Source organism: Streptomyces canus, assembly GCF_001514145.1.
GTDB lineage: Bacteria > Actinomycetota > Actinomycetes > Streptomycetales > Streptomycetaceae > Streptomyces > Streptomyces canus.
On record NZ_KQ948671.1, the window covers coordinates 168,282 to 181,450 of the forward strand.

Genomic DNA, 13,169 nt, shown 5'->3' on the forward strand with positions numbered 1-13,169 from the left:
CGCTCGGCTGACGCCCTCTTCCGGTACGGCGATGGGGCGGCCGCCCGGTTCCGGGTGGCCGCCCCATTGGCGTTACTGAGACGGGTACGTCGTCCCGAGACGCACCGTCGGACCTACTTGCCCTTGGCGGCTTCCTTGAGCTTGGAGCCCGCCGAAACCTTGACGCTGTAGCCGGCCGGGATCTGGATCGGGTCACCGGTCTGCGGGTTGCGCGCGGTACGAGCGGCACGGTGGGTGCGCTCGAAGGTCAGGAAGCCGGGGATGGTGACCTTCTCGTCACCCTTGGCGACGATCTCGCCGACGGTCTCGGCGAACGCGGCCAGAACGGCGTCGGCGTCCTTGCGGGTCACCTCGGCGCGGTCGGCCAGCGCGGCCACCAGCTCACTGCGGTTCATGTTGTTACTCCCGTGTTCTTCTTGCCGTTGGGGTGTGCCACGCGGCGGGGCCGCACACGAGGCACAGCGAAGCCGATGCGCTCGCGCCCAGGGACGCATCCTGCCCCTACCTGCTGCGGGAAAGCCAATCCGGCACCCGTAGGACTCGTATGAACACCCTAGGGGGTCACACGAACAGAGGCCTGGGCGTGGCGCCACCCTAGAGGGTGCCGTGAAGCGCCCGGTTCCGCGACGCGCCGGGCCGAAGGACCGCCGTGGCGATCCTCACAGCCGAACAGCCGACGCCCACTGTAGACGCAGGCCCTACGCCGTCGCCCCGGCGGCCTTCGCCGCGTCCCGCACTGCACCCGCGACCGCGCCCGCGACCTTGTCGTTGAAGACGCTCGGGATGATGTAGTTCGGGTTCAGCTCGTCCTCGGTGACGACGTCCGCGAGGGCCTTCGCGGCCGCGAGCATCATCTCCGTGTTGACCGTGCGGGACTGGGCGTCCAGCAGACCGCGGAAGACGCCCGGGAAGACCAGCACGTTGTTGATCTGGTTCGGGAAGTCGGAGCGGCCGGTGGCCACGACGGCCGCCGTCTGACGGGCGACCGCCGGGTCGACCTCGGGGTCGGGGTTCGCGAGCGCGAACACAATCGCACCCTCGGCCATGGCGGCGACGTCGGCGCCGTCCAGGACGTTCGGGGCGGAGACGCCGATGAAGACGTCCGCGTCGCGCACGGCCTCCTTCAACGTCCCGGTCAGGCCCTCGGGGTTGGTGTTGTCGGCGATCCAGCGCAGCGCCGAGCCGGGAGCGGCGTCGACGAGGTCCTCGCGGCCGGCGTGCACGACGCCGTGGATGTCGGCGACGACGGCGTTCTTCACGCCCGCCGCGATCAGCAGCTTGAGGATGGCCGTACCGGCCGCACCGGCGCCGGACATGACGACCCGGATGTTCTCAATTGCCTTGCCGGCGACGCGAAGTGCGTTCGTCAGGGCGGCGAGGACGACGATCGCGGTGCCGTGCTGGTCGTCGTGGAAGACGGGGATGTCGAGGGCCTCGCGCAGCCGGGCCTCGATCTCGAAGCAGCGGGGGGCGGAGATGTCCTCGAGGTTGATGCCGGCGAACCCGGGGGCGATCGCCTTGACGATCTCGACGATCGCGTCGGTGTCCTGGGTGTCCAGGCACAGCGGCCAGGCGTCGATGCCGGCGAACCGCTTGAAGAGGGCCGCCTTGCCCTCCATGACCGGGAGGGCGGCCTTGGGACCGATGTTGCCCAGACCCAGCACGGCCGAGCCGTCCGTCACGACCGCAACGGAGTTGCGCTTGATGGTGAGGCGGCGGGCGTCCTCGGGGTTCTCGGCGATCGCCATGCAGACGCGCGCCACACCCGGCGTGTAGATCATCGAGAGATCGTCACGGTTGCGGATGGGGTGCTTGGACTGCATCTCGATCTTGCCGCCGAGGTGCATGAGGAACGTACGGTCGGACACCTTGCCGAGCGTGACGCCCTCGATGCCGCGCAACTGCTGGACGATCTCGTCGGCGTGGGCCGTGGAGCTCGCCGCGATGGTGACGTCCATCCGGAGCTTCTCGTGGCCCGAGGCGGTCACGTCGAGGCCGGTCACCGAGCCTCCGTGGGACTCTACGGCCGTGGTGATCTGGGAGACCGCGGTACCACCCGCGGGCACCTCCAGCCGGACCGTAATCGAGTAGGAGACGCTGGGCGCCGTTGCCATGGCCGACTTCCTCTGCTTTCACCTGTGACGCTGATGCCGTCCGATGGTCGCACCTACTGATGAGTAGGCGTTAGCCACGTTGGATTGCGGACTTTTTGTTCATGACGAGAGAGGCCCACGTCACATGGACGTGGGCCTCTCAGCAGGTCAATGACACCGACCCGCCATGCTCGCCTCGCGGCAAGTGGTCGCTCGTAGCGACGAAGGTTGGGCCCGGGGGCTTGGATCGGGCCGGTGTCACACCCAGGCTAACAAACGGATCCCGAAAGACCATTCCCGTACCGAGAGTTCAATCTCTCAGCAGATCGGGCACCCCGTCCCGGTCCGGCTGGTCGCGCTCCGCCGAGACGACCGTCAGCTGCTGGGTGGCCCGGGTGAGGGCGACGTAGAGCACCCGCAGTCCGGCCGGCGACTCGTCGGCGATCTCGGCCGGGGAGACCACGACCGTCGCGTCGTACTCCAGGCCCTTGGCCTCCAGGCTGCCGAGCGCCACCACCCGGTCGCCGAGTCCGGTCAACCAGCGAGCGGCCTCTTCCCTGCGGTTCATGGCGACGACGACGCCGACGGTGCCGTCGACGAGGCCGAGGAGCCGGGCGGCCTCCTCACGGACGGTCTCGCCCAGAGATTTCCGTACGACGGTGAAGCGGGGCTCCACGCCGGTCGATCGTACGGCCGAAGGGGCCGTCGAACCCGGCATGGCCAGCGCCAGCACCTTCGCCGCGAGGTCGGCGATCTCGGAGGGGTTGCGGTAGTTCACGGTGAGCTGGAAGCGGCGGCGGGGACGCGCGCCGAGGGCCTCGTCGCGGGCCTCGGCGGCCTCGTCGGGGTCGGACCAGGAGGACTGCGCCGGGTCTCCTACGACCGTCCAGGTGGCGTGCCGGCCGCGGCGGCCGACCATGCGCCACTGCATCGGCGTGAGGTCCTGGGCCTCGTCGACGATGACGTGGGCGTACTCGACGCGTTCCTGGGCGAGCCGCTCGGCCCGCTCGCGCTGCGACTCCTCGCGGACCGGCATCAGCTCCTCCAGGCCGGTGAGGTGGTCGAGCGGGTCCAGTTCGCGCCGCTTCTTCGGGCGGGCCGGGGTGCCGAGGACCGCCTGGAGCTCGTCGAGCATGGCGATGTCGTGCACGGAGAGGCCGTCACGTCTGAGTGAGCGGGCGACCCTGCGGACCTCGCCGGGGTTGAGGATGCGGCGGGCCCAGCGGCCGAGGCGCCGCTCGTCGGCCATGGCGGCGAGGACGGCCTTAGGGGTGAGCTCCGGCCACCAGGCGTCGAGGAACTCGATGAAGCTGTCCTCGGAGGTGATGTCCTCGTCGAACGACGACCGCAGCTCGGCCGCCAGTTCGGGATCGGTGTGCCGGGTGCCCGCCCCGGACCGCGCCCACAGGGCGTCCAGGAGCAGCTTGCGGGCCCGGGGCCGCAGCAGGTTGACGGGTGCGGTGCCGCTGAGGGCGTTCCGGCGGACGTGTTCCAGCTCGTCCCCCTCCAGTTCGAGCCGGCGCCCGAAGGCGACGACGCGAAGGCGGGTGGGGGGTGCGGTGGAGGATGCGGTGGAGGTGTCGTCCTCGCCGAAGGCGAGCTGCCCGGAACCGCTCCCCCCGCTGTGGCTTCCCAGCTCCAGCGCCCCCCGCGCCGCCTTCCGCAGCACCTTCAGCATCCGGTACGACCCCTTGGCGCGGGCCACCGCCGGGGAGTCGTACAGGGTGGCCTCGACGCCGTCGACCAGGGAGCCGATCGCGCGGATGGCGACCTGGCCCTCCTCGCCGAGGGACGGCAGAACGCCCTCGGTGTACGCCACGAGCAGCGGGGTGGGCGAGACGATGAGAATGCCGCCCGCGTAGCGGCGCCGGTCCTGGTAGAGCAGATACGCGGCCCGGTGCAGGGCCACGGCGGTCTTGCCGGTGCCGGGGCCGCCCTCGACGTAGGTCACGGACGCGGCGGGGGCGCGGATGACCAGGTCCTGCTCGGCCTGGATGGAGGCGACGATGTCCCGCATGGTGTGGCTGCGGGCCTGTCCCAGCGCGGCCATCAGGGCGCCGTCGCCGATGACGGGCAGCTCGTGGCCGTCGAGGAAGGCCCTGAGCTCGGGGCGCATCAGGTCGTCCTCGACCCCGAGGACCTTGCGGCCCTTGGAGCGGATCACCCGGCGCCGTACGACACGCCCGGGATCCACTGGAGTGGACCTGTAGAAGGGGGCGGCGGCCGGCGCCCGCCAGTCGATGACCAGCGGCGCGTACTCGGAGTCCAGGACTCCGATCCGGCCGATGTGCAGGGTCTCCGCGATGTCCGCGGTGCCGCCCTCCCGGACAGCGCCTTCGGCGGGTTCCACGGCGGTGTAGGCGCCGTCGGGCCCCTTCTTGCCGTCCTTGCCGAGAAGCAGGTCGATCCTGCCGAACAGGAAGTCCTCGAACTCGTTGTTGAGCCGGTTGAGGTGCACACCGGCCCGGAAAACCTGGGCGTCCCGCTCGGCGAGAGCGCCCGGTGTGCCGACCTGGCCGCGCTTGGCCGCGTCGTTCATGAGGAACTCCGCCTCGTGGATCTTCTCCTCGAGACGCCGGTAGACCCGGTCCAGATGTTCCTGTTCGACGCCGATCTCGTGGTCCCGAACCGAGTCCTGAACCGAGCCGACCGCGGATTGTTGAGCCTGAGCGGCCACCGGGCCCCCTTCTGACGTGCTGGGCAGCCGTCAACCGTACGCGAAGGGGGCCCCGGCGGGAAGTTACGCGTCGACCTCGACGAGCTTCTTGCCGTCGGAGGTGACGACCTCGAAGTGGTCGATCGTGTTCTGAGCCGGTGCGACCGCGCCACCGATGTAGAGAGGCTTCTTGGACTCCGGGGTCTTGCCGTCCGGGAGGCCGTAGCCCCACTTGCCGACGGACCAGGTGGAGGCCGTCCAGCGCTCGCCGTTGTCGGTGACGGCGATGAGGGAGCACTTGAGCTCTCCCTTGACGCCCTTGAGTTCCAGACCGAGCGAGGTGCCCCAGTCCTTCGTCTGCATGGCGACGGTCGCGCTGACGCCGGTCGAGGGGTCGGTCCCCGACACCTTGTCGTTCATGGACTCGAAGAGTTCCTTCGCGGTGCTCGCGAGGACTCTCGGCTGCTCCTTGTCGCCGCCGGAGTCGCCGCCGCCCGCCGCCATCGCGGCGAACGGACCGCCGATGATCAGCGCGGCCGCGGCCGCGACCATGTAGAAGCTGCGGCGCCGCTTCTGCGCACGGCGCTCCGCGACCTCGTCCACCAGCTTGTTCACGATCCGCGGGCTGGGCTTGGCGGAGAGCGACTCACCGATCGCGGGGGTGCCGGAGCCCGGCAGGTCCGCGAGTGCGGCGAGCATCGGCTCCATGCCGGCGAGCTCGTCGAGCTGCTGGGCGCACCATTCGCAGGTCGCGAGATGGGCCTCGAAAGCGGTTGCCTCGGCGTCGTCGAGGATCCCGAGGGCGTAGGCGCCGACGGTCTCATGCTCGTTCGGCACCGGAGATCCCATCATGGAACCTGACATACCCGAACCACCTGTGCCGAATCCCTGGTTACCCCCGTACACACTCATCACGCCGTCACCCCCCGCTCCTCCAGTGCGAGCTTCATCGACCGCAGGGCGTAGAACACCCGCGAGCGGACGGTTCCGCTGGGAATGCCCAGGGTCTCGGCCGCCTCGTTGACGGTACGCCCCTTGAAATACGTCTCGACGAGTACCTCCCGGTGGGCCGGGGTCAGGTCGTCCAACGCATCCGACAGCGTCATCAACCACAGCGCCTTGTCGATCTCGTCCTCCGCGGGGATGACCTCCAGCGGCGACGGATCGACCTCCTGCGGCCGGGCCTGCCGGCTGCGGTGGCCGTCGATGACGATGCGCCGGGCGACCGTCACCAGCCAGGGGCGTACCGATCCGGTCGCTCGATTGAGCTGTCCGGCGTTCTTCCAGGCACGGATGAGCGTCTCCTGCACCACGTCCTCAGCTCTCTGGCGGTCACCCGCAACCAACCGAAGGACATATGCAAGGAGAGGCCCGGCGTGCTCTCTGTACAGGGCACGCATCAGCTCCTCATCAGGTTCCGAGGGCTGGGACATGCGATGTCGGGCCCTCGATCCACGTTCATTGGCCACGACGGAATCCTTGCGCACGCCCACCTCCGATGTCCCGGGTTCCCCCAGTCGGTCGCTCGACTACGGGTACGGACGTGAGGTGTTGGGTGTTCAAAGTGCGACGACAGTTTTCTCCTGAGTGACGTGACGAGACAGGACATGCGCGCACATTCCCGCCGCGCGATCTTTACATTTCCACCACACAGGCAAGATCACCACTACGGCCCGTGAGGTTGAGCGAGTAAACGACATGTAATCGAAATCACTTCGACAGGCCCTCCACAGAAGGGACATAACGACCAGTCAGGTCCGCGAGAGAGCCGCGCGCCTCCGATGCCGGGCCACTCTTTCGCGGTTCCCACAGACCTCACTGGAGCACCAGCGCCTCCTGCGTCCCCGTGACGTATCCAGATACACGATGGGGCAGTTGTCCCCTTCGCACTCTCTGATCGCCGCCCGTGCGACCGGGTCCGTCAGCAGCCCTACGGCGTCCCTGGCGATGGCCCCGAGCAGTGCCGCACAGCCGGGCGGACCGTCCAACTCGCGCACCAGCGAGCCGCCCTCGTCCCGTACCGCGCGCGGGGCCGGAGGTGCGGCACGGGCGACGTCGTTGACGTGGGCGAGCGCGAGGTCGTAGCCGTGTCCGGGCCCTTGTCCGGGCGCTCCTCGCACCAACTGCCCGATCCGGCCGCGCAGTTCCCGGAAGCCGACGAGCCAGGACGGGTCCGCGTGCGTCAGGTCGGTCCCGTCCGGCACCAGCCCCGAACCGACGATCCAGGCGCACAGCACCTCCGTCGAGTCGAGGCGTTCCTCGGGGTGGGTGGTCGCGAGGAGGTCGAGGCTGATCCGTCCGGCGTCGAACCGCAGCTCGTACGCGACCGTGGCCATACCCAGTGCCATGTGCCAGTCACCGCCTAGGGTGCCCCGGTCGTAAGGGGTCGGTGAGGTGCTTCGCGGCTGTTCCGGGGCTCCCTCTTACAGTGCCCTCCCGCTCCCGCCGCCGGAACCCCTCGTACCGGGAGCGGTGCCTGGACGCGCACGTATGCGGCGGCGCGTCTCGGCCATGTCGGCGCGCCGGGCGGGGCCCTTGACTGGAGCCATGACACAGAGCAGCAGGAGCGGCCGATTCGTCCTCAGCCGATTCGTCCTGGGCGCGGCCACGGTCGCCACGGGCCTGATCGCCGGAGCCTTCTACGTCTTCGCGTGCGCCGTCATGCCGGGCCTGGCGCGCAGCGACGACCGCGTCTACGTCACCGTGATGCGCGACATCAACGAGGTCATCCAGAACCCGGTGTTCTTCCTGAGCTTCCTGGGCGCGCCGGCCCTCACGGCGGTGGCGGCCTGGCAGGCCCGGGGCAGCCGACACCGGCGGTGGGTGTGGGCGGCCCTGGCGGCCTCCGCCCTGGCGTTCCTGGTCACCGTCGTCTTCAACATCCCCCTCAACGACGGCCTCGCGCGGGGCGGCGACCCCGGCGCGCTGCGCGAGGAGTTCGAAGATCCCTGGGTGGCGTGGAACGTGGTGCGGGCGGTGCTGCTGACGGTGGCGCTGGGCCTTCTGGTGAAGGCCACGGGCAGCCGTGCCGCGCGGGTCGACTAGCCGGCCCAGTCCTCGGCAGGCGGCGTTCGCCCCTCTCGCGAGGCCCGGCATGCCCTCTGGCGGCGCCCGGTACTCCCTCTCGCCGCACCGGGAGCAGGCTCCCCCACGGCTCGGCTGCCCTCGCGCGGGCCCCCACGACGCCGCTCCTCACCGGGCGAACGTTGCCTGCCGAGGCGCCGGCTAGACGTCCGCGTACTTGGTGTCGGCGGCCGGGTCCAGCGCCAGCCGGTACCCCCGCTTGACCACCGTCTGGATCAGCTTCGGCGCCCCCAGCGCCGTACGGAGACGGGCCATCGCCGTCTCCACCGCGTGCTCGTCGCGCCCTGCGCCCGGCAGCGCCCGCAGCAGCTCCGCCCGCGACACCACCCAGCCCGGCCGCCGGGACAGCGCCCGCAGCAAGGACATCCCCGCCGGCGGCACCGGTCGCAGCACCCCGTCGACCAGCACCGCGTGCCCCCGGATCTCCACCCGGTGGCCGGCGATGGGCAACGACCGGGCCCGCCCGGGAAGCTCCTGGCACAGCAACTGCACGAGCGGCCCGAGCCGGAAGCGCTCGGGCGACACCGTGTCCACCCCCCGCGCCTGCAACGGCAACGCGGTCACCGGCCCGACACACGCCGGCAGCACATCGTGATGGAGAGCGGCGAGCAGCTCGGGAAGCAGACTGCGGTCCTCGGCCCGGGAGAGAAGGGAAGCCGCGGCGGGCGCGCTCGTGAAGGTCACCGCGTCCAGCCCCCGCGAGACAGCCGCATCCAACAGCCGGTCCATCGGCGCGAGGTCCTCCGGCGGCATCCACCGGTACACCGGCACCCCCACGACCTCCGCTCCCGCGGCCCGCAAAGCCTCCACGAACCCGGGCAACGGCTCCCCGTGCAGCTGAATGGCGACCCGGCGCCCCTCGACACCCTCCTCCAGCAGCCGGTCCAGCACCTCGGCCATGGACTCGGACGACGGCGACCAGTCCTCCGTCAGCCCGGCGGCCCTTATGGATCCCTTGACCTTCGGGCCGCGCGCGAGCAGCTCCACCTCGCGCAGCCGGTCGAGGAGCGCCTCACCGAGCCCCCACCCGTCGGCGGCCTCGACCCACCCCCGGAAACCGATGGCGGTCGTGGCGATCACGACATCGGGTGCCTGGTCGATCAGATCCTTCGTGGCCGCCAGCAGTTCACTGTCGTCGGAGAGGGGCACGATCCGCAGGGCGGGCGCGTGCAGTACGGCGGCCCCACGGCGCTGGAGCAGCGCACCGAGCTCGTCTGCCCGGCGCGCGGCCGTGACTCCCACGGTGAACCCCGCGAGGGGGCCGTGTTGCTCTGTTGCCTGCTGTTCGTCGTACATGGGTGTCGTCCCGCAGTCTGTCGTCTGACCTACATGCCGACCGAGCCTGTCAACGGCTCGTGACAGGCTCGGTTCCGCTTTATGTCGCCAGTGTTACGTCACACCTCGGCGTAGCTGAGCTGCGGCTTCGCCTCGGAGGCGGTCGCTGCCTGGCCCTGGGCGGCCGAGCGGCGAAGGTATACGGCCCAGGTGACCACGAAGCAGGCCGCGTAGAAGGCGAGGAAGGCGACGAACGCGCCGGTTCCGGAGCCGTAGGAGAGGAAGGACTGCCGGAAGGCGAGGTTGATGCCGACGCCGCCGAGCGCGCCGACCGCGCCGATCAGGCCCATGGAGGCACCGGAGAGACGGCGGCCGTAGGCGGCGGCCGCTTCACCCTCCAGGCCCTTGGCCAGCGCCTTGGTCTGGAAGATGCCGGGGATCATCTTGAACGTCGAGCCGTTGCCGAGACCGCTGAGGACGAAGAGCACCACGAACGCGACGGTGAACAGTCCGAGCGACTTCTGCATGCTGGCGACGATCAGGACCGCCGTCGCCACGCCCATGCCGACGTAGTTGTACAGCGTGATCTTCGCGCCGCCGTACTTGTCGGCCAGCGCGCCGCCGACGGGACGGATCAGGGAGCCGAGCAGCGGGCCGATGAAGGTGACGTACGCGGCCTCGAGCGGGGTCCGGCCGAACTGGTTGGTCAGCACCTGCCCGAAGGCGAAGCTGTAGCCGATGAACGAGCCGAACGTGCCGATGTAGAGGAAGGACATGATCCAGGTGTGGCCGTCCTTCACGGCGTCCTTGGCGGCGCCGGTGTCGTTCTTCACGTTCTCGATGTTGTTCATGAAGAGCGCGGCGAGGACGGCGGCGACGAGGATCAGCGGGATGTAGATCCCGAGCAGTACCCGGGGACCACCGCTGGCGCCGATGATCGCGAGGGCGACCAGCTGGATGACCGGGACGCCGATGTTGCCGCCGCCGGCGTTGAGCCCGAGGGCCCACCCCTTCTTACGGAGGGGGAAGAACGCGTTGATGTTGGTCATGGACGAGGCGAAGTTGCCGCCGCCGATGCCGGCCAGCAGGCCGACCAACAGGAAGGTGTTGAACGAGGTCCCCGGCTTGATCACCGCGAAGGCGGCGACGGTGGGGACGAGGAGGAGGCCGGCCGAGATGATCGTCCAGTTCCGTCCGCCGAAGATCGCGACGGCGAAGGTGTAGGGGACGCGGACGACGGCTCCGACCAGGGTGACCATCGACGTCAGCAGGAACTTGTCCGCCGGCGTGAGCCCGTACTCCGGGCCCATGAAGAGCACCAGCACGGACCACATGGTCCAGATCGAGAACCCGATGTGCTCGGAGAGAACGGAGAAGAGCAGGTTCCGCTTGGCGACCTTCTCGCCGGTCTCCTTCCAGAAGGTCTCGTCCTCGGGATCCCACTGCTGGATCCAGCGGCTGCCCCTGCTCGGGGGTGCGGGGGCTGTACTAGGGGCTGTCATGACGCCTCCACGGTGCGACGGGGCTCAGGTCCTGCTACGAGTGGCTGATCCCGAAGGTAGGGAGGACGCGTTTCCTGCCTGTGGCACAGGGTGACCGGAAAGGAACGTTGCTCTCACCCCGGCGGGGGGCGGGATGAGAGGTCCTGGGGTCTTTGTGTTACGAACAGCTCCGCTCCGGGGGACCGCGGTGTGAGAGCCGGTCCACGCCGCAGGCTACCCCTTCAGTCGTCGGCGTCCTCGGGTTCGTCGTAGTCCTCGAGGATCCGCAGCCCGAGGTCGGACTCCCACTCCAGGGCCCATCGCCGCAGCTCAGCGATGCCCTCGGGGCTGAGCCCATACGCCGCGAACTCCTCGTCACTGACCCATACGACGCTCTCCAGCCGGTCGCGCAGCTCGAGGAGATCGAAGTCGCCCAGTTGCTCCAGCTCGATCACGGAGTAGTACCGGCAGCCCGCGTGGACGTCGATCACGTCCTGGGGGAGGCCGCGGTCGACGAGGGCGCGCATCGCCATGGAGAACGTGCTCTGGCTTCCGTCCGTAAGGAGCGGGGCGTCGTCCGTCATCGGCCTCTGCTCTCTCAAGCCCGCCTCCTGCTCCGGTGAATGTCCGCGCTGCGTGCAATGATCCGGGTTCATGACACGGCACCATCCTGGCCGGCGTCTCCGTGCGTCACCGCTGCAAGCCTGATGGCGTTACGGCGACCCTGCTGTGCACGATCACACCGCGGCGCGGCCACCCACCTCGAACCACAGCAACTTCCCCGCCGCCCGATCGAGCAGACCGCTCCCGAGGGACCAGCCGCCCCAGGAGTCGGCGAGCTCCTGGACGAGGAACAACCCCCGCCCGCCGACAGCACCCACCGAGCCGGGCGGAACACTGTCACCGGGCGGTTTGGCGAAGGGCGCCGGGATGTAGGGGTGGCTGTCCCAGACCGCGACCCGAAGCCGCCCCTCCCCCAGAGCCGTCAGCCGCAGCGACGCGGGCCCCTTGGCGTGCAGGTAGGCGTTGGTGACGAGTTCGGACGTCAACAGCTCGACGGAGTCGAGGACTTCGGACATGCCGTGCCCGTTCAGCGCGGCCCGCACGGTCGTACGTGCGACACGTGCGGCTCTGGGGTCATGCGGCAGGCGAAGGGCGTACACCCAGATGTCGGGCAGGGCTACGGTGACCATCGGATACCTCCGGCGGAAGGGAAGGGAGCTGCGACGACTTCTCGCTCAACGGCCGCGCCGGGCGGTGGCTGTGCCTGGATGGGTGCGCTTCCGGCTTACGGGCGGGGGGAGTTGGGCGACAAGAAGTACAGTAGAGGCCGACGGGAGATACATCTCCCGAATCCAGGAGATACTCCTCGGATTACTTCATGTGGGTTACCCGACCACCGCGTCGCCGCCCGAGAGGAGGCGCTTTGCCGCCCACCAGCAACCCCACGCTGCGCCAGCGCCGACTCGGGGCCGAACTGCGCAAACTCCGCGAGCAGGCCGGCTTCACCACGACCGGCGCCGCCTCCCTGTTCGGCGTCAACCAAGGGCGCATCAGCATGATCGAGACCGGCCGCAGCGCCCTCAGCGCCGACCGCGTCCGCGCCATGGCGTCCACCTACGCCTGCTCTGACGAGGCTCTGATCGACGCCCTGGCCGACATGACGGGGAAGCGGACCTTTGACTGGTGGGAGACGTATCGCGACCACCTACCGGCGGCGCTGGTCGACCTGGCCGAACTGGAGCACCATGCAAAGGGGTTGCGGGTGGCCCTCGTGATTCACATCCCTGCTCTGCTTCAGACCACCGACCACGCCCGATCCCTCTTCCGGGCAGTCGTACCGCCCATGCGGCAGTACGAGATCGAACACCGCCTCACGCACCGCATGAAGCGGCAGGGCATCCTGCACCGGGAAGATCCGCCCGCGTACTCGGCATTCATCCACGAGACGGCCCTGCGCATGGGCTTCGGCGGCCCTGGTGTCGTACACGACCAGCTCAAGCATCTATTGGACATGAGCGAACTGGCACACGTCACCGTCCGCGTGATCCTCTTCGGCACGGAGTTCTTCCCGAGCACAGGCCAGTCCTTCGACTACGTCGAGGGCGCCGTCCCACAGCTCGACACAGTTCAGCTGGACACCCACCACGGGGGCTGCGGCTTCCTCGACACGGAGGCATGGTTGAGCAAGTACCGTGCCGTACTTGATCACATGGAGACCTGCGCCCTCGACACCACCAAGTCGCGGGACTTCATCCACCACCTCATCCAGGACACGTGAAAGGGCCGCACCATGCAGACCCTCCAGTGGCAGAAGTCCACCTATAGCGGCGACAGCTCGAACTGCCTTGAGATAGCCGCCACACCCGGCGCCTTCCACGTGCGCGACTCAAAGACGACGGGAAGCCCTCACCTTGTCTTCCAGTCATCCGCCTGGGTCCCTTTCATCTCGCATGCGACATCAAAGAGGCGCTCGCGCCAGTCCGCGGAAGGGTGGCCGAGCCTGGACAGCTGATACGCGGTTTGCGCGGGTCACCGTCTGCGCAGGGCAGAGCGATCGACCGGCCAATCTCTCTCCCG

At 69.3% G+C, this 13,169-nt stretch carries 13 protein-coding genes; 3 read left to right on the forward strand and 10 right to left on the reverse strand.

Translation table 11 applies throughout. The annotated features are described in order from the left end of the window. Nucleotides 1–113: 113 nt before the first annotated feature. The 6 genes from AQJ46_RS39155 to AQJ46_RS39180 form a co-directional block, all read right to left on the reverse strand. The gene (locus AQJ46_RS39155; RefSeq protein ID WP_007382399.1) at nucleotides 114–395 is read right to left on the reverse strand and encodes an HU family DNA-binding protein; all 282 of its coding nucleotides are present in this window, start codon (nucleotides 393–395) and stop codon (nucleotides 114–116) included. 303 nt (nucleotides 396–698) lie between these two features. Further along, the gene (locus tag AQJ46_RS39160; RefSeq protein WP_059210099.1) at nucleotides 699–2,114 is read right to left on the reverse strand and encodes an NAD-dependent malic enzyme; all 1,416 of its coding nucleotides are present in this window, start codon (nucleotides 2,112–2,114) and stop codon (nucleotides 699–701) included. A gap of 289 nt (nucleotides 2,115–2,403) precedes the next feature. Then, nucleotides 2,404–4,770 (reverse strand): HelD family protein, encoded by a 2,367-nt coding sequence (locus AQJ46_RS39165; protein ID WP_059210100.1) that lies wholly within the window; start codon nucleotides 4,768–4,770, stop codon nucleotides 2,404–2,406. A gap of 63 nt (nucleotides 4,771–4,833) precedes the next feature. Continuing rightward, nucleotides 4,834–5,661 carry an anti-sigma factor family protein gene (locus AQJ46_RS39170; protein ID WP_079072610.1) on the reverse strand — a complete coding sequence of 276 codons (828 nt, stop codon included), beginning with the start codon at nucleotides 5,659–5,661 and terminating at the stop codon, nucleotides 4,834–4,836. Then, entirely contained in the window at nucleotides 5,661–6,182 is a 522-nt protein-coding gene (locus AQJ46_RS39175; protein ID WP_010039908.1) for a sigma-70 family RNA polymerase sigma factor, read from the reverse strand. Before AQJ46_RS39175 ends, AQJ46_RS39170 begins: the two co-directional genes overlap by 1 nt. A gap of 318 nt (nucleotides 6,183–6,500) precedes the next feature. Beyond that, entirely contained in the window at nucleotides 6,501–7,097 is a 597-nt protein-coding gene (locus tag AQJ46_RS39180) for a CGNR zinc finger domain-containing protein (protein ID WP_059210102.1), read from the reverse strand. Nucleotides 7,098–7,296: 199 nt separating this feature from the next. On the opposite strand from AQJ46_RS39180, the gene AQJ46_RS39185 reads away from it, so the two are divergent. After that, nucleotides 7,297–7,794, forward strand: a complete 498-nt coding sequence (locus tag AQJ46_RS39185) for an anthrone oxygenase family protein (RefSeq protein WP_059210103.1) — start codon at nucleotides 7,297–7,299, stop codon at nucleotides 7,792–7,794. A gap of 180 nt (nucleotides 7,795–7,974) precedes the next feature. Here the strand turns inward: AQJ46_RS39185 and AQJ46_RS39190 are convergent, their stop codons facing one another. The 4 genes from AQJ46_RS39190 to AQJ46_RS39205 all read right to left on the reverse strand — a co-directional run bounded on the left by AQJ46_RS39190 (nucleotide 7,975) and on the right by AQJ46_RS39205 (nucleotide 11,782). After that, on the reverse strand, nucleotides 7,975–9,129 hold the full coding sequence (locus AQJ46_RS39190) for a uroporphyrinogen-III synthase (RefSeq protein WP_057610815.1): 1,155 nt from the start codon (nucleotides 9,127–9,129) through the stop codon (nucleotides 7,975–7,977). Nucleotides 9,130–9,227: 98 nt separating this feature from the next. After that, complete coding sequence (locus AQJ46_RS39195; protein ID WP_059210104.1) at nucleotides 9,228–10,610, reverse strand: nitrate/nitrite transporter; 1,383 nt, start codon at nucleotides 10,608–10,610, stop codon at nucleotides 9,228–9,230. A 221-nt stretch (nucleotides 10,611–10,831) separates the two neighbouring features. Beyond that, entirely contained in the window at nucleotides 10,832–11,191 is a 360-nt protein-coding gene (locus AQJ46_RS39200; RefSeq protein ID WP_225887503.1) for a hypothetical protein, read from the reverse strand. Between the two features lie 135 nt (nucleotides 11,192–11,326). Then, the gene (locus AQJ46_RS39205) at nucleotides 11,327–11,782 is read right to left on the reverse strand and encodes an ATP-binding protein (RefSeq protein ID WP_059210105.1); all 456 of its coding nucleotides are present in this window, start codon (nucleotides 11,780–11,782) and stop codon (nucleotides 11,327–11,329) included. A gap of 233 nt (nucleotides 11,783–12,015) precedes the next feature. On the opposite strand from AQJ46_RS39205, the gene AQJ46_RS39210 reads away from it, so the two are divergent. Then, nucleotides 12,016–12,870, forward strand: coding sequence for a helix-turn-helix domain-containing protein (locus AQJ46_RS39210; protein ID WP_059210106.1), 855 nt, complete (start codon nucleotides 12,016–12,018; stop codon nucleotides 12,868–12,870). Between the two features lie 12 nt (nucleotides 12,871–12,882). Then, entirely contained in the window at nucleotides 12,883–13,104 is a 222-nt protein-coding gene (locus tag AQJ46_RS52940) for a DUF397 domain-containing protein (protein WP_079072612.1), read from the forward strand. Nucleotides 13,105–13,169: the final 65 nt, after the last annotated feature.